Consider the following 18,140-nt stretch of genomic DNA (forward strand, 5'->3'; position numbering starts at 1 on the left):
CTCTAATAACTCTATAGTCCAACCTATGAGTAAACTAGAGAAAGTAGAACCGTGTAAAAAGAAAAAAATAGACTTGATAGAGGATGTTAAAGCTTCATACGGCTACCTGGAATAGCTTGAAAAATTATCAATCGTTACTGTCTCATGTAATGCAGCGTTCAGCCCATTTGCTATCACTTCAGCCATATCAATCATAAAGCCGTCTACCTCTTTAGGCGTAACCATTAAATTATGACCAATCGGCGTTAGTACTTCCATAATCAGCTGTCTTTTTTCTTCCTCCGACAGGCCGCCCACAAAGCCAAACAGCTTTTCCCGCTGTGCTTTATCAGGCAAGTCCTCATCCGTTAACTGCTTCGACCCGAAATTCATACCAGCAGGAGTTAAGGATTTAGATGGGTCATCTCTTTCATTCCATTCTCTCCCGAAGTGTTTCAATAAGTAATCGATGGTATCACTTGTAATAGTAACTGCATCCACCACCGTTGGCACACCAATAGCAATCACAGGTATTCCGAGCGTCTGACGGCTTATTTCTTTTCGCTTGTTGCCAACCCCTGAACCTGGATGTATACCTGTATCAGATAATTGAATGGTTTCATTCACTCTGCTGATAGATCTCGATGCAAGCGCGTCAATGGCAATAACGAAATCAGGCTGGTATTTTTCGATAATCCCAAAAATCACATCGCTGGTTTCTATGCCTGTCACTCCCATCACCCCCGGTGTAATCGCAGCTACTTCGCTATATCCTTCTGCCACGGATTCCGGCTGAAGACGAAATAAATGACTGGTTACCAGCACTTTCTCTACCGTCATCGGACCCAAAGCATCCGGGGTTACATTCCAATTCCCTAACCCCACAATCAGACAAGAGGCTTGATCCGGCAAGTCTTGCTTTCTCATTAATTCCTCCAGCTCTTTTGCTAAAATCTTCGCTGCTTGATGCTGTTTCTCTGTATCTTGTTTTTTGACACCGTCAGTATGAATGGTGACATAGTTCCCCGGCTTCTTCCCAATTTGTTCAGCGCCTGCCTCATCAATCGTCACATAGGAAATATTTATATCCTTTATCGTGCTTTCTTTAAATGTGACACCCGCAACTTCCTTCTTTTGTTTATTTTCTTGCTTTTCCGTATACATATCCTTTGCTTCTACAGCTAAGTCTGTTCTTACTTGAAAATGATCCTCTCTATTTTTCATTACACCGCGCCCCTTTGTTCAATATGCTTTATTCTGATAAAATAAAATTCCATTATCTAAAAATAAAGCTTTCCTTCTACACTTTATTTTTAGATGGAGAATTTGCCGGAAAAACTCCTGTTTTTAACCATTCTTAGCATGCACGCCTGGAATAATTTCATACCAATTTATTGATTAAGCAACAATTCTATTGAAAAGATTAGGGAGCTTTGGTAAAATACTCTTGTCGTACTGTGAATATTGACAATTGATGAAAGCATACAAAAGGGCATGTTCAGAAGCAATTTAGCTTGAACAACCTCTAAAACATGTTTTTAAAATCGTATACTTTTTAGGAGGTGAATAAACATGGCAAATATTAAATCTGCAATCAAACGTGTAGAAGTTAACCAAAAGAAACGCGCTAATAACGTTTCCCAGCTTTCTGCAATGCGTACGGAGATTAAACGTGTAGAAAAATTGGTAGAAGCAAACGATGTGGAAAATGCAAAAGCAGCATTCCAATCTGCGAACAAGCAAATTGATAAAGCGGCTCAAAAAGGAATTATCCACAAAAACGCTGCCAGCCGTCAAAAATCTCGTTTAGCAAAAAAAGTTAACGCATCATAATAAATAAAAGGTGAAGTAAGTACGGACAATTGCCGTAAATACTTCACCTTTTATTATGTTTTTTAAACGCAGCACACTATACTAAATCCATCAACAGTAATTCAAATGCCAGCCCTTTTTCCATCAGCCCCTGCTTCATTTTGGCATCCGTTTCTGCAAGCTGGCAAAGGATGTAAGACAGACGCTCTTCAGACAGTTTTGCTTCTCTGGCCATTGCTACTTTAATAACATATGGATGTGCGCCAATATGCTTCTGAATTTGAAATTGAGAATATCCCTTCTTTTTCAGCTGCTTCACTCTTAAAATCATGCGAAATTGGTAAGCAAGCAGTCCAATCATCGCAATTGGATCCTCGTTCATTTTCTCTAAATCCTGATAAATTTGAATTGCTTCCTGAATACTTCCTTTCATAACTGCATCGACAAGTGCGATAGACGTAGTGGTCGGAGTATGCGACACTAACTGCTGTGCAATATCTTTTGTAACAACCCCATTTTCTCCAACATAAAGAGCAAGCTTCTCCATCTCGCTTTGCAGGAGCTGGATATTATTAGAAACCTCTGCTTCCAATATTTCCATCGCCTCTTGTTCAATATCTATCTCATATGACTTCATCAGACTTTGAATCCAATTTCTTGCATCTTTTTCTTTTACTTGCTGACAATCCACAGGGGACGCCAGTTTTTTTAATTGTTTTGTTACCTTTTTACGCTCATCTAATTTTTCATAAGGCGCTATAACCAATAACACCGAATACTCAGGCGGATTTTGCAGATACTCCTGTAAATACGTTAAATCATGCTCAAACGGTGTTTTATCGGGTTTTGTTTTCACAAAGGAAGCATTGGCAGCAAATATTAATTTTCGCTCACCGAAAAATGGAAATGTTTCTGCATCTGCTAATACTTCCTGTATGGAGGTTTCTTCTAAATCATAAAGAGATAAATTCGTTTTATCTCCATCTAACACCGTTTTTATTAACTTGTCTTTTAATTGTTCCAGAAAAAAGGATTCTGTTCCAAAAGCAAAGTAAACCGGCTGAATCTGATTACTTTTTATTTTTTTTATTTGGTCCATCATGCATATTACGCTTCCCATCTAGACATTATTTCGATTCGGAGCATGTGAATGTTCCATGCATAAACTCGTCTCTTTTTATCCTATAAGGAAGCAGACATAAACGCAACAAAAAAATAAAGGAAGAACCGCAAGACTTTTGCATCCTCCCTTTATGAAGCATCTATATTAAACGTCTTAAAATAAGCTCTAGAAACAAATCTTAAGAACGATATTTGCTTATATATAATTTGCGCTTCTGTGCAAAAACTATAGATGTCAACTGTTGCTAAAAATGGCTGTTACCATATGAAGAAGGAATCATGCAAAGAATGTAGATTTTTTTATGTGGATGATTTATACTATAATAGTGAGCAGAGGAGGGGTATATCTTGAACGAATTCGAAAAAGATCCGCAGTACAAAGGCAGCGATGTTGTAGACTCCATTAAAGGATTTACCTTTTCATTTCTCTTTTTCTTTATCATTTTTGCGGTGGGCGTTACCATCAGCGTAATTGGTCAATAATAAAAGAGATAGAGGGTCAAAAAGAAGGGATGCTATCTCTTCTTTTTTTGTTATCCGGTAAGGTTTATTTTCTTATTATATTTTATGGTAAAAAGGTTGAAAAGGTTCCTCCTTCCACCGTGTAATAAAATTGAATCGCCCCATCCTCATCTGTACGATACACTTGAATTCCATACCTTTCCAATATGTCCAATACTTCTTCATTCGGATGATTATAGCGGTTATTTCTCCCGGCCGAAATTAAAGCGAAACGCGGCTGAACTGCATCTATAAACGCTTCCCCTGTAGATGTTTTACTGCCATGGTGCGCCACTTTTAAAATATCGATTTGCAGTGCAGGATAATCATGTATTATTTTTTCTTCTATTTCTTTGCTGATGTCTCCAGTGAACAGCCATTTCAAGCCAAAATTTGTATATAGAACAATCGAATTGTCATTTGAATTTCCCGTATCTATATCCGGCGCCAATACCTGAAAGGAAATAGCATCATGAAAGTTCAGTACATCCCCTGCGCCAATCTGCGTTATATTTAGTGATGGCTGAATTGCTTGGAATTCTTCTAATAGCAGCGGATCAAAATAGGCGCTTACCATTAATTCCTTTACTCTTACCTCTTCTAAAATAAAACGGACACTCCCAAAGTGATCGACATCGTCATGTGTAACAATAATCGCATCCAATTCTTTAATCCCCCGCTGATGAAAATAAGTACGAATAATATTTTTATACACTCCTCTGGTCGGTTCCATATCTTCAAAATGAAAAGCAGAGCCAGCATCAATCATAACAACTGCTTCTCTTTTTGCCGCTTCCACTAAAATAGCATCCCCCTGCCCCATATCAAACATGGTCACAATACCTTCCTCCTGAAAATACGGCTTGGCTGCCGTCATTAAAACTGGAAGGATTAAAAGAATCCCTGCAATCCAAGCTGCTTTTTCCTGTCTTCGCTCTAAAAACTTCATAAACAAGAAAAAACAAGCAAAATAAAACATGACGCTGAAAATAGATAACTGGTCTAAATACATTGGCGGAACGAATGTATTATCGACCCATTCAATAGCTCCCAGAGCCCTTTCATGAATAAATATAAAAGCCTTATCCAGTATGACGAGCATACTATCTGGTAAAAAATGAACAACTGCAAAAACATACATAAGCGGAATGACGAAGAAGGTAAAATAAGGGACGACTGTCAGATTCATCAGAATAGACAACGGATGAAAGATATTGAAATAATAAATCTGGAGCGGAAGAATTGCCATTTGTGCAATAAAGCTTACTTGAAAAACCTTCCAAACAGGCGATTTGGATTTGCTGATCCATTCCTGAGACAGAAGTATGGCAAAGGTGACTGCGAAGGAAAACTGAAATCCGATATGGTAAATGATATAAGGATCCCAAAGAATAAACACCATAAAGATAATGCACAGCAAATCAGAATACGGCAGTTTCCATCGAAACTTTTGAAATAAAAGGAGTCCGATCATCATTGAAGCGGCACGGAGAACAGGGGGATTCGCTCCAGCCAATATGGCGTAAAGCGGAAGAAACAAGATTAAAAACAGCTGTGATTTCTCTTTTGTCAGCAGGTTTCCTTTCACTAAAATCAAATATAAAAAAGCGATGACCAAGGTGACATGGGTGCCTGAGATAGCAATAATATGCGAGAGACCAAACCGCTGAAATAACTCTGTAACAGACTCTTCCATTGCTGAGGAGTCTCCGAAAACGATGGCATTAATCCACGGGGCAGTATTATCACTCCAAGTATCCTCCATTTCATTCAGCAGCTCTGTCCTCACCTTATAAAGTAATGGAAGGATGCCTTTTTCAGCGGCACAGTTAATTTGATTAAAATCCTCTAAAACAGCTTGATGGGTAATTTGTTTTTGCAGTAAAAATTGACGGAAATCAAATTGTGCGGGATTTGTACTGGAAGGGGGAATTTCAACTGTTTGCTGAATGGTGCAGGTGGAGCCATGAAATAAAGCATGCTCAAGAGGAATTTCACGAAAATCTTCATCCTTTTCAGGAAAATACGTAACTGACAGTTTAGAGGAATTTTGTAGAGGTTGGAGGGTGAATTGAATTTGTTTGGAGCTAAGCTTTACTTCTCCTTCGATTTTCCCGGTAATTTCTGCATCTATCGAGCTTTCTTCATATACGGTCTGGGGAATAACCGGAATAATAGATAAAAAGGTGATGAAGCTGAACATTGTAACCAGCCAAACGGTGACATTCATTTTTTTCAGAAGCTTGAGCCAAATGAGCCAGAGTATAAAAAGAAGGAGCAGCCATTTCATATCCAATAAATGATATAAAATGGCTGACACGGCTGCAATTGCAGGAAAATGCCAATATCCCCTCAATGCTTTCTCTCTTCACTAAAAAACAGCCGCTCTGCATCGGCTTTTATTGTCTCTGTTTCATCCGGCGTCAAATTGGATGCATCCAATTTCTCCATCAGCGCATGTATAAAAGCAGTCTTTTCTTCAAACTTTGTATCCACTACAGCATCAACCAACGGTACTTTTTGTGTCTGCACGCCAGCCTCTTTAAATAACTGGACTGCATAAGGATGATTCTTGTAATCTTCTGCATAAAATAAATTTTTAATACCGCTTTGAATCAGCTGTTTTGTGCATTGCAGACAGGGGAAATGGGTAACATATACATCAGCGCCGTCTGTCGGCACTCCGAATTTCGCACATTGCAGCAATGCGTTTGCTTCCGCATGAACCGTCCGTACACAATGTCCGTCAATGACATAGCAGCCCTCATCGATACAATGTACATCCCCAGAAACGCTTCCATTATAACCTCCGGCAATGATACGTTTATCCCGGACAATCGTAGCGCCTACCATTAAGCGGGTACATGTACTTCTTAAAGCTAATAGATGACTCTGCGCCATAAAATATTGATCCCAAGCAATTCTCTCCATGATGATTCCCTCTTTCCCTTATTTTCTACGGCACTTGGATATGCTCGATCAGCGTCTCCAGTGTTTTTTCTCCAATACCAGAAATCTCTAATAAATCCTCTGGTGTTTGAAACAATCCATGATTATCACGATGGGCAATAATCGCTTCCGCCTTAGCAGGTCCGATACCAGGAAGCTGAGTCAGCTCCTCACTGGAAGCCGTATTTATTTTTATCTTATCGTTATTTGTCTGCTCCCCCGCAGGAGCATCCACTGCAGGTTCTTCTTCCTGGCCGACAGCAGGTATCAAGACAACCATCTCATCCTGAACAACCTGTGCTAAATTCACTTGTAGAACATCTGCATTTTCGGTAAACCCGTCAGCTCGGTCAATAATATCCCTGATCCGGTCACCTTGCTCCATTTCATATACTCCCGGCTGCATCACTTCTCCTTTTACATCGACCACTGCTGTTCGCGCTTGTTGTTCTGCTTGTTCTGCCGGAGTTTCCTCAGTAGGCGGGGCTTCTGTCGGTTCTTCCAAATCTGAAGATATTAATGAGGCGGATAGCGGGCTGGACGGTTCTTCTTTGCTGATAAAGATAAAAAAAATAATAACAGCAGCAATCACAATAAAAATATAACTATTTTTCTTTAACCAATACAAAAGGTATTACCTCCTTCTTTGTCAAAATAGTATCCTCTTATCTTAGTATTTCGACAAAGAAAGATAATCTCCTTTTTCTCGGAAAACTGATTACAATACACTTTTGCGGCTTATTTTTCAGCCAAAAAGAAAATTCTTTCTGATTGTTCAGTCCAATTATCTGCTTCTAATGAAAAATCAGCATAAATTTGGATTTTCTTAAAACCGATATTTTTTAAAATATTTTTATATACTTCTATCGGAAATGTCCGTTGATGATGTTCTTCTTGAAAACGAATAAAGCGGTCTTCTTCTTCTTGATGGAAAAAGGTAACATGGTGGTACATTTCTCCTTTTTCCTCTCCCGGGATGCACTCCCAGATATAAGCCGCTTCCTCCATTACATCGGAAAATGTCTGGCCAATATAGATATCCTCTACAGTGTGCATGGAATGGACATCAAAGAAGAATATCCCGCCTGCTTCTAACAGCTGATAAACATTCTTAAAAGCTTGTTCTACAGCTTGAAGGTCTGTTACATAATTTATTACATCACAGCAGCTGATTGCCATGTCATAACGCTGCTCTGCCCCATCCAGCTTTGTTATATCTGCTTCTAACCAGCTTATACCATCTGCAGGTTCTAAATCCTTTTGTGCTTCATGGAGCATATCCCCGGACTGGTCTACCCCCGTCATTGTATATCCGCCGGCAGCTAATTTCCGGGTAATGACTCCGGTACCACAGCCTAAATCAATAATTGACTGCACTGGTCTTTCTGTCTGAGCTATCATTTGCTGAATCATAACCACCCAATCATCATATGGCACATTATCCATCAGCTGATCATAGACCGCAGCCATTTTTCGATACGCCATTGTCCTTACCCTTCCTGCGTAATATTCAGCGCAACACGGTCCGCATCGCCCCATAATTTTTCTAAATTATAATAATATCTTTCATCCTTATGGAATACATGACAAACAATATCACCGACATCAACAAGAACCCATCGCGCTTCTTCAAAGCCTTCCATTCTTTTAATGTCTTTTCCATTTTCTTCTGCAGTTTCTTTGATTGCCCGGGCAATTGCTTGTACCTGCCGTTCATTGCTTCCGTGGCAAATCACGAAATAATCAGCGACTAAAGATACTTCGTTCATATCTAAGGCAACAATATTTTCTGCTCTTTTATCATCGCAGGCTTCTGCAACTACTTGAATTAATTCTTTATTATTCATTTTTTTATTCCTCCAAAAACGTGTTGATTTAAGTCGTTATAAGCATGAAAGCTGTCAGGGTATACAGTATTGTCCCTTTCCATCAAGAAACGAATCGTATTCTTCGCTGCCTGGTAACATGCTTTTGTTAAATCTGTCTTAGCTGTCTCTCTCACTTCCTCTACCCCGGGAAAATTTCTGAACGGCTCAATATAGTCAGCAATAAAGATAATTTTATCCAGCTTTGTCATATTCGCTCTTCCCGTTGTATGGAAGTAAATGGCATCTTTTATCTCTTGATCCGTAATCGCATAATTTTCTTCTATCCGGACCGATGCAACTGGCCCATGCCATAATTCATGATGAAAAGAAAGAAGCACATCCGGAAGTTCGCTGCTCGTTTCAATGGTTTGCTTCATTTCCTCTAAGGAATCACATTTACAGTAATCATGAAATAAGGCAGCGATAGTAGCATTTTCTACGGATTCATGAAAGTTTACAGCAAGCTCTACTGCTGTATCTGTTACTCTCAACGTATGCTCATATCTTCCTTTCGTCAGCCTTTCCTTCAAGTCTGCCTTCAGGTTATCTATATTCATAAATCTGATTCTCCTTAATATAATTCATCACACCATCAGGAAGCAAATAACGAACTCTCTCCCCCTTCCCTAATCGATTTCTGATAAAGGTAGAGGAAATATCTAAAGGATGTATCTCCAAGCGTTCCACAGGGTAAGGTGTATCTAATGTATACCCCGGTCTCGATACCCCTATAAAACGAACCATATGAACTAATTCCTCCACCCGATTCCATTTGGGCAGATAATCTACCATATCCCCGCCGATAATAAAGCTGAAATCAGCCTCTGGAAAGTCCGCCGTCAGTTCCTTTATTGTGTCATAAGTGTATGATTTTCCTTCTCTTTCAAGCTCTAGCGCATTTACTTGAAAATAAGGATTATCCTTGATTGCCAAATGAAGCATCCGCAAGCGATGGGATGCATCCAAAACGACAGTATCTTTATGAGGGGGCGTCCGCGTCGGAATGAACCATATTTCATCCAATTGCTTTCGGATTCTTACTTCTTCAGCAATCCATAAATGCCCTATATGCGGCGGGTTAAATGTCCCGCCTAAAATTCCAATCTTTTTCAAAGACTCACCTTCTGAAATTATTAATGTGCGTTCAAGCATGAAGCGTCATTTGGATTACTTGTCCCATTATGACCGCTGGCGGCTTTATGAACAGCCTCTGTTTATGGTAACTTAATTTCTTTATGGTCCGTTGACTCTCTATACAAAATAATCGTATTGCCGATGATTTGTACCACTTCTGCTTCCGTGCCGGCAGAAATCTGTTCAGCAACAACATGTTTATCCTCTACACAATTCTGAAGAATACTGACCTTTATCAATTCTCTCTTCTCTAATGCTTCGCTGATTTGTGTGACCATATTTTCATTTACCCCATCTTTTCCAACCTGGAAAATAGGCTTAATATGATGCGATTCACTTCGTAAAAATTGCTTTTGTTTATTGGTTAACATCTGCTTTATCTCCTTTTATCTTGGTTATCATCTCTTCATCCATTCCGGTGACATCGACATTTTTATTGGTCCAGATTTCAAATGCCTTCTGCGCTTGATAAAGCAGCATCGTATGTCCATAATGAATCCGGCCGCCTTTTTCTGCTGCCTGCTTTAAAAACTGTGTCACAAGCGGCTGATATACAATATCACTGACGATCGTGCCTGCTTTTAAATTAGACAGGTCTACGATTTGCTTTGGTTCCTCCATCCCAACAGAGCTGGTTTGTATAATAACATCGTATGCTGCAATGTCTTTCTCAGCCTCTGCCAGCGTGACAACAGAAGCACTGGTTCCTTTCATAATATCTTCACATTTTGACTTCGTCCGGTTGGCAAGCGTCAAATTCGTATAGCCCGCCTGAGTCAGTCCATGGAAAATACCTCGTGCAGCCCCGCCGGCACCGAGTATTAAAATAGGAACATCTATATTCCTGTCCATATCAGGAAACTTATCGCGCAATGCCTGTACATAGCCGATTCCGTCCGTATTATAGCCTACCCATTCATTTCCTTCCAAAGAAACAGTATTGACTGCCCCCACGCGTTCCGCAGTAATATCAATTCTATCCAGATAAGGAATAATTGTCTGCTTATAAGGAACCGTAATATTAAATCCATTCACTTCTTCTTCTCTTAACTTTTTCATTTCTTCATCAAAAATTTCCTTACTTGATATTTCATGCAATGTATAAGAGCCCTCCAGCCCGGAACGCTCTAAAAAGCATGTCTGGATCCAAGGCGATAAGGAATGCTTGATGGGATAACCGATTAATTTCAATTTTAAACTCAACGAAACGCCTCCTGTCTCTCTATTACAAATAGGTGGTATCTAATATTATTTTTATCTTCTCTCAGAAATGTACCTGGTTACTGCTGCCCGGATAAAAAGGATTTTCTCGTTGTGACAGAAACACCTTTGGGACTATGAGCAGCTACCGTAGCCCCATCGCCCTGCACACTGATCCAGCCTAATCCCGGAAAAACAATATCTACTTTTCCTTTTTCTATTTTAAAGCTGTGTGCCGTAAGCGGCGGAAAATTCTCCAACTGTTCTTTATACGGCGGAGACAACAGCTCTCCGGCATGCTTCTCGTATAATTCATCCGCATTCTCCAGTTTTGTCCGGTGAATCGTTAAGTCATTCGAGAAGTAACATACAAAGGATTGTTTCTCTCCTTTAATAAAGTCCAGCCTTACTAAGCCGCCAATGTATAGGGTCTGCTGTTCCTGCAATTGGTAAACTCTAGCCTTAATTTCTTTTTTTGGTGTAATCATTTTTAATTCTTTTTCAGAAACATAGTGAGCCATTTGCTGTTTATTAACGATTCCCGGTGTATCTACTAAAAACGAATCTTCATCTAATGGTATTTCAATAAATCCTAATGTAGTTCCCGGGAAGTAAGACGTCGTAATGGCATCCTCTTCTCCTGTTGATTCTTTAATCAAGCGGTTGATAAATGTTGATTTCCCGACATTCGTGACACCAACAATAAATACATCCTTGCCGGACCGATGTGCTTCTATTTTTTCCTTCAGCTCATCTATTCCTTTTCCTTTTACAGAAGAAATCAATACAACATCCTTTATTTTGATCCCCAGCTGGCTCGCTTCATGACGCAGCCACTGTTTTAATTTATTTTCATTTGTCGATTTTGGCAATAAATCCAGCTTATTGCCAACTAAAATAATCGGGTTGTCCCCCGTAATTCTCGGCAAATTACTTAATAGCGTACCATCTACATCAAACACATCGATGATATGCACTATCAATCCATTTCTATCACGTATGGAACTGACCATTTTCAAAAAGTCCGCATCCGTTATTGACACATCCTGAATTTCATTATAATGCTTCAAACGAAAACATCTTTTACATAAAATAACGTCTTTCTCTAATGCGCTGACTGGCGCATATCCTGCTTCATTCGGATGCTCTGTCTGAATAATACTTCCGCATCCTTGACAAATATGTTGCTCCAACCTTATTCCTCCTTATAACGCTTATCCTTGTTCTTAATTCTTTTTAAAATAATTCTTTCCATAAAACGGTTAACCTTTGTTATTTTTCCGTCTGTCTGCACTACAGGAACGACCAGTACAGTATAGAATCCGGCCATATTACCCCCGAGGACATCCGTCATCACCTGGTCACCGACGACTAAAATTTCGTCTTTTTTCAAATCCATTTGCTTTGCAACAGTCTTAAAAGCTCTGCTCAAAGGCTTTCTGGCACTAAATACAAAGGGAGTTCCAAGCGGCTCCGAAAAAACGGTGACACGTTCTTGATTATTATTTGATATGATGGTTACTTTTATATCATTTTCTTCCATTGTTTTAAACCATGTAATCACATCAGGGGTTGCATCTTTCACATCCCATGCAACAAGCGTATTATCCAAATCCGTAATAATCCCCTTGATTCCCTTTTCTTTTAATTTCTCTGGTTTCAAGTCAAAAATTTGATCAATTTGCTCATCCGGCAAAAATTTAGAAAACATATACACACCTCAAGATTTCCGATTAACAACAATTTTATTTTTCCTGCACATGATACTTTTTATCACGGAGAGCCGTCTGTAAATAAAACATAAGAATAAATTTATTCAGGCTGGCGATAACAGACGCCGACTCCCCGAATCACTCGGCTGACGCTTAGCGGGAGAGAAACAAAACTCCCGCGAAATGAAGTTTCGTTTTATGTAAAAACAGCTTATAGAAAATATTCCTCTAACTGTTCGTTTCAAAACAAAAGCAACACTTTGCTATATCACATTATACCTAATCCTACTACAACTGACTAGCGTTTCAAAGAATTATTGCCTTCATTAGGGATGTTCATCCAGTCGACAGTGATTTCCAATTTTTTCTTTTATTAATTGGGAACTATGCATGCTGATCATCAAAAATGCCTTCATCTCTTGAAAATCGTTCGACAAATTCCGATGTTTTTCGATTTTGTGGATAACTTTATCAACATAAAAATGTTTTAATAACAACAGTAAGCAGGGTTACCCCCCTTCTTATACACAACTTATATACAACTATATGTAGATAAGTTATAGCTTGTTAACACAAGATACACGTGTTAAATTATTATTAACTTAATAGAAATGCTGACACTTGAGGAGGTTGTATTGTGGAAACATTATCGGACGAACTATTACTAGAATCATATTATACAGCAATATCATTAAACTTAAGTCCTGATTTTCTTTCTTTGTTTGAGGAAGAAATCCATAAAAGATCTCTATCTCATAAAATTAAAGAATCTGTATAATTTTGTCTTGTTTCCCAAACTTCAATTTTTAAATTGAAGTTTTTTTTTCGCTTTTTTCCCTTGTTTCTTCCTATTTAAAATACAAGCTTTTCATCCTGGTAATCGCATTCTTTTTGTATGCATCCATCTTCTGAATAGGTTATAATCAAATGTAGCACTCTGACTTTGTGCAAAAAACCGTAAAGAGATGGAGAATAAATAGAAAGCATGGTATTCCCCCTTCATTATCACACCGAATAACCTTTATGTGCTCTGTAAAATGAAAGCTTCCATCCCTATTCTTATTCATAATAGGCAGGCTTTTTGTTTTCAATATTAGAAATGAACTTGAACACTTTTAACTGAAGGAATATTTAAAGTATTTTATTTTGCTCTACAGTTAAAAGGAATTCGCTATTTTTGTAAAAGGAGGAATTACTTTTGACGTTACTACACTGGGCTGTTTTATCACCGTTTATCGCAGCCATACTTATTCCATTCTTGTATAAGTATTTAAAGAGAATACATACTGGCTGGTTTGTTTTGATTCTGCCTCTGGTACTATTCATCTATTTTCTATCTTTTATACCTAGAACATCATCTGGCGAAGCAATTTTAAATAATTTGGACTGGGTTCCTTCCCTCGGAATAAACTTCAACGTATATGTTGACGGTCTAAGTCTGCTTTTCGCATTATTGATTACAGGAATCGGAGCACTTGTTGTTCTCTACTCTATTTACTATTTGTCGAAAAGAAAAGAAAAGTTAAACAATTTCTATGTCTATCTTTTAATGTTTATGGGTGCTATGTTAGGAGTCGTTCTTTCCGATAACTTAATTGTTATTTATGTTTTCTGGGAAGTAACAAGTATCGCTTCTTCATTATTAATCAGTTACTGGTATACGAGAGAAAAATCTATTTATGGTGCTCAAAAGTCAATGTATATCACCGTTTTCGGCGGATTATCCATGCTCGCTGGTTTTTCTTTACTTTACGTTATTGCCGGCACATTCAGTATCAGGGAGCTGATAGCAAATGCGGACATTGTTATGGCGAGCGGATTATTTATCCCGGCAATGATTCTGGTTTTACTAGGCGCATTTACCAAGTCGGCTCAATTTCCATTCCACATCTGGCTTCCAGATGCAATGGAAGCGCCGACACCCGTCAGTGCTTATCTCCACTCTGCAACCATGGTAAAAGTAGGAATTTATCTTGTTGCCAGATTGACCGGGGTATTCGGCGGTGCACCAGAATGGTTCTGGATTATTACCATTGCCGGATTAGTTACCTTAACATGGGGCTCTATTTCAGCAGTACGGCAAAAGGATCTAAAAGGAATTCTGGCCTTTTCCACCATAAGTCAGCTCGGTTTAATCATGAGTTTACTTGGGACAGGCTCTGCTGCGTTCTATTTTCAGGATGGGGACAATGCGTTATACATGACCGCCATCTTAGCAGCGGTATTTCATCTGGTTAACCATGCAACCTTTAAAGGAAGTCTGTTTATGGCAGCCGGAATCGTTGATCATGAGACCGGAACAAGAGATATTCGCAAATTAGGCGGATTAATGACCATAATGCCTGTTACAGCAACCATTTCTCTAATTGGACTGGCTTCGATGGCAGGATTGCCTCCATTTAATGGTTTTTTAAGTAAAGAGATGTTTTTGACAGGGATGCTGAATGTGACGGAATACGGTATTTTCCATTTAGAAACATTTGGATTTATCATTCCGATTATTGCTTGGATTGCCAGCGTATTTACCTTCTTATATTGTATCCTGATGTTTTCAAAGACGTTTATGGGTAAATTCGATAGCAGTAAGCTAAAAGTACAACATGTGCATGAGGCTCCGATCGGTATGCTGATCAGCCCTATCATACTCGCTGTTCTTGTGGTTGTATTCGGGCTTTTCCCTAATCTGTTAGCGTACTCCATTATCGAGCCTGCTATGGCTGCTATCGCACCCGGCATTCTTTCTCCAGGAGAGTTTTTTGATGTACACATCACTCACTGGCATGGCTTTTTAGCACCAGAGTTATGGATGACAATCGGTGTGGTAGTATTGGGTGTCATCTTATTTATGACCTTTAAAAAATGGGAAAATACCGCATTCTACCGCGGGGAACGTGATTTGTTCAACTACGCCTATGATTATGGATATGACGGCTTAGTAAAAGGGTCTCAATGGCTAACACGCATCCAGATGACAGGCAGGTTAAGAGATTACTTCATCTATATGTGTACATTTATCATATTGATAATGGCCTATACGATGTACCGTTATAATTTACCGGCGATCCAATCGCTTGATTTATCACCGGTGCCAATTTACGTATGGTTTGTCATTGCAGTATTTATCGGGTCTGTTATTGTTATTCCGTTTATTAATAATCGGGTAGCATTAATTATCGCAACAAGTGTCAGCGGCTTTATCGTAGCTCTATTGTTTGTTCTGTTCCGAGCTCCGGATTTAGCATTGACGCAGCTGCTTATCGAAACCGTATCCGTTATTTTGTTTATGCTTGTCTTTTATCACTTGCCGAAATTGAAGAAGGTAAAAACACCTCCAAAATTGAAGGCTGTTAAATTAATCATTTCCATTGGATTTGGGCTGATGATTACGCTTGGTTCCCTATCTGCATTTTCATTGGGACAAGAGGCAAATTATTCTTCAATTTCCGAGTACTATACTGAAAATGCCAAGGAAGAAGCTGGAGGATATAACATCGTAAATGTTATCCTGGTGGATTTCCGTGGTCTTGATACCATGCTGGAAGTGCTTGTTGTCGCTTTAGCGGTATTAACCGTTGTCAGTTTAATACGATTACGTTTTAAAGGAAGTGAGGACGTATGATGAAAAAACCAAATAATATGATGCTGCAGACATTGACCAGACTCATTATTTTGATTGTCCTCTCCTTCTCTATCTATTTACTGCTCGCAGGTCATAACAGCCCTGGCGGAGGATTTATTGGAGGTCTAATGACTGCAAGTGCCATTCTTATTTTGTACCTCTCATTTGGCTTAAATTCCATTAAGAAGGTCATTCGATTTGATTATATAAAAATAATCGGCATCGGGTTACTTTTTGCCAGTGTAACAGGTGTGGTCTCTATGGTTTTTGGTTTTCCTTATCTAAAACAATTCTTTGACTATTTTAGACTGCCAATCCTGGGAGAAGTTGAATTGACCACCGCACTGCCTTTTGATTTAGGTGTTTACTTTGTTGTACTGGCCAGTGCACTTGCAATTATTCTGACGATTGCGGAGGATGATAAATAATGGAACTATTAATGTCAATTGTCATAGGAATTGTTTTTAGCGTAACGATTTATCTGTTTATGTCTAAAGACCTGCTCCGCGTTGTTGCAGCTACATTATTACTTTCTCACGCCGTGCATCTTTTATTATTAACGATGTCCGGGCTGCAGCGCGGTGCTGCTCCTGTTTTAAGTTTTGAAGCAGAAGCATATACAGATCCGCTGCCTCAGGCGCTGGTACTGACAGCCATCGTTATTGCTTTTGCTGTTACTGCTTTATTGTTAGTTATGTCTTATCGGACCTATAAAGTGCATAAAACAGACGATTTAGAAGAATTAAGGGGTTCTGCTGATGAGTAATGTAATTATTCTGCCGGTTATTATACCTTTCATAATCGGCGCTATACTTATACTTTTATACAAACGACACACGATACAGCGTGTGATAAGCGGAGTTACAATGCTTGCTTTACTGGCACTTTCCGTTTACTTAGCCATTTATGTGTACCAGCATGGAACGCTCGTATTGGAAGTCGGCGACTGGGAGGCACCTTTTGGAATTGTTATTGTTGCAGATTTACTTTCAACACTGATGCTGCTTCTATCTACTTTAGTAGGTACCGTCTGTTTGTTCTTTGCTTTCCAGACAATCGCGAGAGACCGTGAAAAGCAGTTTTTCTACCCGCTTTATCTTTTCTTAATGATTGGGGTCAACGGTTCTTTTTTAACAGGCGATCTATTTAATCTATTTGTGTTCTTTGAAGTAATGTTGATTGCCTCTTATGGATTGATTGTTCATGGAGGGACAGGCTATCAGTTAAGAGAGTCCTTTAAGTATGTAATCATCAACATTTTTGCTTCCGCCCTCTTTATTGTAGGGATAGCATGGATTTATTCTATTACCGGAACAATGAATATGGCGCATATCGCCCAGCGTGTTTCGGAATTAGATCAGACTGGCGCCCTCAATATAGTAGCTATTATGCTGTTTATTGTTTTTGCTTCTAAAGGAGCCTTATTCCCACTTTATTTTTGGCTTCCGAAGTCCTATTACGGTCCTCCTGCTGCTATAGCAGCCTTATTTGGGGGTCTGTTGACCAAAGTAGGTATTTATGCGATTATCCGTACATTTACTGTAATTTTCAATCATGATACAGGCTTTACGCACAAAGGATTAATTGTTACGATTGCCGGTTTTACCATGTTATTCGGAGTTCTTGGAGCTGTATCGCAATTTGATTTCAAGCGGATTCTCTCCTATCATATTATCAGCCAGGTCGGCTATATGGTGATGGGGCTTGGTATCTTCACTCCTTTGGCTGTTGCCGGCGCCATTTACTATATTGCGCATCACATGATTGTAAAAACAGCACTTTTCTTATTTGCTGGAGCAACACAGAAAATTACGGGAACAACCGATTTAAAGAAAATGGGCGGATTGATTGGAACCCATCCTTGGCTTGCCTGGCTGTTCTTTATCACTGCCATTTCCTTAGCAGGTATTCCGCCATTAAGCGGGTTCTTTAGTAAGTTCCCGATAATATTAGCGGGCTTTGAGGAACAACAGTATGTCATTTCTGCGGTAGCGCTCCTGGTTGGGCTTCTGACCTTATTTTCTATGATGAAAATTTTCAGTTACGCTTTTTGGGGCAAGCAGAAGCATACAGAGGCACAAGCAAAGATTCCCGTAGGAAAACTGTTACTGCCGATCTTACCGCTTGTTGCACTTACCATTATTTTAGGATTTGCAGCGGAACCAATTTTCACCTATTCGATGGAAGTTGCAGAAGATATTATGAATCCTACAAATTATATTGAATCTGTGCTGAAGGAGTAGT

General features: G+C 39.2%; 20 protein-coding genes. 7 read left to right on the forward strand and 13 right to left on the reverse strand.

The annotated features are described in order from the left end of the window. Positions 1–102: 102 nt before the first annotated feature. The gene (gene gpr / locus MKY65_RS14740; protein ID WP_339178049.1) at positions 103–1,203 is read right to left on the reverse strand and encodes a GPR endopeptidase; all 1,101 of its coding nucleotides are present in this window, start codon (positions 1,201–1,203) and stop codon (positions 103–105) included. A gap of 348 nt (positions 1,204–1,551) precedes the next feature. On the opposite strand from gpr, the gene rpsT reads away from it, so the two are divergent. Continuing rightward, a complete protein-coding gene (rpsT, locus tag MKY65_RS14745) occupies positions 1,552–1,812 on the forward strand; it encodes a 30S ribosomal protein S20 (RefSeq protein ID WP_339178052.1) in 261 nt (86 codons plus the stop codon). Positions 1,813–1,888: 76 nt separating this feature from the next. Here rpsT and holA read toward each other — a convergent pair whose 3' ends face one another. Beyond that, positions 1,889–2,893, reverse strand: coding sequence for a DNA polymerase III subunit delta (holA, locus tag MKY65_RS14750; protein ID WP_339178054.1), 1,005 nt, complete (start codon positions 2,891–2,893; stop codon positions 1,889–1,891). 368 nt (positions 2,894–3,261) lie between these two features. Here holA and MKY65_RS14755 point away from each other — a divergent pair, with 368 nt between their 5' ends. Beyond that, on the forward strand, positions 3,262–3,396 hold the full coding sequence (locus tag MKY65_RS14755) for a YqzM family protein (RefSeq protein WP_040980284.1): 135 nt from the start codon (positions 3,262–3,264) through the stop codon (positions 3,394–3,396). Between the two features lie 82 nt (positions 3,397–3,478). Here the strand turns inward: MKY65_RS14755 and MKY65_RS14760 are convergent, their stop codons facing one another. The 11 genes from MKY65_RS14760 to MKY65_RS14810 all read right to left on the reverse strand — a co-directional run bounded on the left by MKY65_RS14760 (position 3,479) and on the right by MKY65_RS14810 (position 12,276). Next, positions 3,479–5,770, reverse strand: coding sequence for a DNA internalization-related competence protein ComEC/Rec2 (locus MKY65_RS14760; protein WP_339178057.1), 2,292 nt, complete (start codon positions 5,768–5,770; stop codon positions 3,479–3,481). Beyond that, positions 5,767–6,345 (reverse strand): ComE operon protein 2, encoded by a 579-nt coding sequence (locus MKY65_RS14765; RefSeq protein WP_339178061.1) that lies wholly within the window; start codon positions 6,343–6,345, stop codon positions 5,767–5,769. Before MKY65_RS14765 ends, MKY65_RS14760 begins: the two co-directional genes overlap by 4 nt. A 25-nt stretch (positions 6,346–6,370) precedes the next feature. Further along, complete coding sequence (locus MKY65_RS14770) at positions 6,371–6,991, reverse strand: helix-hairpin-helix domain-containing protein (protein ID WP_339178064.1); 621 nt, start codon at positions 6,989–6,991, stop codon at positions 6,371–6,373. A gap of 110 nt (positions 6,992–7,101) precedes the next feature. Next, positions 7,102–7,848 carry a class I SAM-dependent methyltransferase gene (locus MKY65_RS14775; protein ID WP_339178067.1) on the reverse strand — a complete coding sequence of 249 codons (747 nt, stop codon included), beginning with the start codon at positions 7,846–7,848 and terminating at the stop codon, positions 7,102–7,104. A 5-nt stretch (positions 7,849–7,853) separates the two neighbouring features. After that, positions 7,854–8,210 carry a ribosome silencing factor gene (gene rsfS / locus MKY65_RS14780; protein WP_339178070.1) on the reverse strand — a complete coding sequence of 119 codons (357 nt, stop codon included), beginning with the start codon at positions 8,208–8,210 and terminating at the stop codon, positions 7,854–7,856. After that, positions 8,207–8,788, reverse strand: coding sequence for a bis(5'-nucleosyl)-tetraphosphatase (symmetrical) YqeK (yqeK, locus tag MKY65_RS14785; RefSeq protein ID WP_339178073.1), 582 nt, complete (start codon positions 8,786–8,788; stop codon positions 8,207–8,209). Before yqeK ends, rsfS begins: the two co-directional genes overlap by 4 nt. After that, positions 8,775–9,344 (reverse strand): nicotinate-nucleotide adenylyltransferase, encoded by a 570-nt coding sequence (locus tag MKY65_RS14790; protein ID WP_339178075.1) that lies wholly within the window; start codon positions 9,342–9,344, stop codon positions 8,775–8,777. Before MKY65_RS14790 ends, yqeK begins: the two co-directional genes overlap by 14 nt. Before the next feature lie 101 nt (positions 9,345–9,445). Then, positions 9,446–9,736 carry a ribosome assembly RNA-binding protein YhbY gene (gene yhbY, locus MKY65_RS14795; protein WP_339178077.1) on the reverse strand — a complete coding sequence of 97 codons (291 nt, stop codon included), beginning with the start codon at positions 9,734–9,736 and terminating at the stop codon, positions 9,446–9,448. Next, on the reverse strand, positions 9,723–10,568 hold the full coding sequence (aroE, locus tag MKY65_RS14800; protein ID WP_339178078.1) for a shikimate dehydrogenase: 846 nt from the start codon (positions 10,566–10,568) through the stop codon (positions 9,723–9,725). Before aroE ends, yhbY begins: the two co-directional genes overlap by 14 nt. A gap of 77 nt (positions 10,569–10,645) precedes the next feature. Next, a complete protein-coding gene (yqeH, locus tag MKY65_RS14805) occupies positions 10,646–11,758 on the reverse strand; it encodes a ribosome biogenesis GTPase YqeH (protein WP_339178080.1) in 1,113 nt (370 codons plus the stop codon). 2 nt (positions 11,759–11,760) lie between these two features. Then, entirely contained in the window at positions 11,761–12,276 is a 516-nt protein-coding gene (locus tag MKY65_RS14810; RefSeq protein WP_339178082.1) for a YqeG family HAD IIIA-type phosphatase, read from the reverse strand. 638 nt (positions 12,277–12,914) lie between these two features. On the opposite strand from MKY65_RS14810, the gene MKY65_RS14815 reads away from it, so the two are divergent. From MKY65_RS14815 to MKY65_RS14835, 5 genes are all read left to right on the forward strand, one after another. Further along, on the forward strand, positions 12,915–13,055 hold the full coding sequence (locus MKY65_RS14815) for a sporulation histidine kinase inhibitor Sda (RefSeq protein ID WP_193064671.1): 141 nt from the start codon (positions 12,915–12,917) through the stop codon (positions 13,053–13,055). 420 nt (positions 13,056–13,475) lie between these two features. Further along, positions 13,476–15,896 carry a Na+/H+ antiporter subunit A gene (locus MKY65_RS14820; RefSeq protein ID WP_339178083.1) on the forward strand — a complete coding sequence of 807 codons (2,421 nt, stop codon included), beginning with the start codon at positions 13,476–13,478 and terminating at the stop codon, positions 15,894–15,896. Beyond that, a complete protein-coding gene (locus MKY65_RS14825) occupies positions 15,896–16,324 on the forward strand; it encodes a Na(+)/H(+) antiporter subunit B (protein WP_193064690.1) in 429 nt (142 codons plus the stop codon). The genes MKY65_RS14820 and MKY65_RS14825 overlap by 1 nt, the downstream gene beginning before the upstream one ends. Further along, on the forward strand, positions 16,324–16,662 hold the full coding sequence (locus tag MKY65_RS14830) for a Na(+)/H(+) antiporter subunit C (RefSeq protein ID WP_212929077.1): 339 nt from the start codon (positions 16,324–16,326) through the stop codon (positions 16,660–16,662). The genes MKY65_RS14825 and MKY65_RS14830 overlap by 1 nt, the downstream gene beginning before the upstream one ends. Next, positions 16,655–18,139, forward strand: a complete 1,485-nt coding sequence (locus MKY65_RS14835) for a Na+/H+ antiporter subunit D (RefSeq protein ID WP_339178086.1) — start codon at positions 16,655–16,657, stop codon at positions 18,137–18,139. The genes MKY65_RS14830 and MKY65_RS14835 overlap by 8 nt, the downstream gene beginning before the upstream one ends. Position 18,140: the final 1 nt, after the last annotated feature.

The organism is Oceanobacillus sp. FSL W7-1293 (assembly GCF_037969815.1).
Classification (GTDB): Bacteria; Bacillota; Bacilli; order Bacillales; family Amphibacillaceae; genus Oceanobacillus; species Oceanobacillus oncorhynchi.

Coding starts and splice junctions, on each gene's coding strand:
- rpsT (WP_339178052.1), top strand. CDS start 1,552: ATGGCAAATATTAAATCTGCAATCAAACGTGTAGAAGTTAACCAAAAG.
- MKY65_RS14825 (WP_193064690.1), top strand. CDS start 15,896: ATGAAAAAACCAAATAATATGATGCTGCAGACATTGACCAGACTCATT.
- yqeK (WP_339178073.1), bottom strand. CDS start 8,788: ATGAATATAGATAACCTGAAGGCAGACTTGAAGGAAAGGCTGACGAAA.
- MKY65_RS14830 (WP_212929077.1), top strand. CDS start 16,324: ATGGAACTATTAATGTCAATTGTCATAGGAATTGTTTTTAGCGTAACG.
- yhbY (WP_339178077.1), bottom strand. CDS start 9,736: ATGTTAACCAATAAACAAAAGCAATTTTTACGAAGTGAATCGCATCAT.
- gpr (WP_339178049.1), bottom strand. CDS start 1,203: ATGAAAAATAGAGAGGATCATTTTCAAGTAAGAACAGACTTAGCTGTA.
- MKY65_RS14765 (WP_339178061.1), bottom strand. CDS start 6,345: ATGGAGAGAATTGCTTGGGATCAATATTTTATGGCGCAGAGTCATCTA.
- MKY65_RS14775 (WP_339178067.1), bottom strand. CDS start 7,848: ATGGCGTATCGAAAAATGGCTGCGGTCTATGATCAGCTGATGGATAAT.
- MKY65_RS14835 (WP_339178086.1), top strand. CDS start 16,655: ATGAGTAATGTAATTATTCTGCCGGTTATTATACCTTTCATAATCGGC.
- holA (WP_339178054.1), bottom strand. CDS start 2,893: ATGATGGACCAAATAAAAAAAATAAAAAGTAATCAGATTCAGCCGGTT.
- MKY65_RS14810 (WP_339178082.1), bottom strand. CDS start 12,276: ATGTTTTCTAAATTTTTGCCGGATGAGCAAATTGATCAAATTTTTGAC.
- rsfS (WP_339178070.1), bottom strand. CDS start 8,210: ATGAATAATAAAGAATTAATTCAAGTAGTTGCAGAAGCCTGCGATGAT.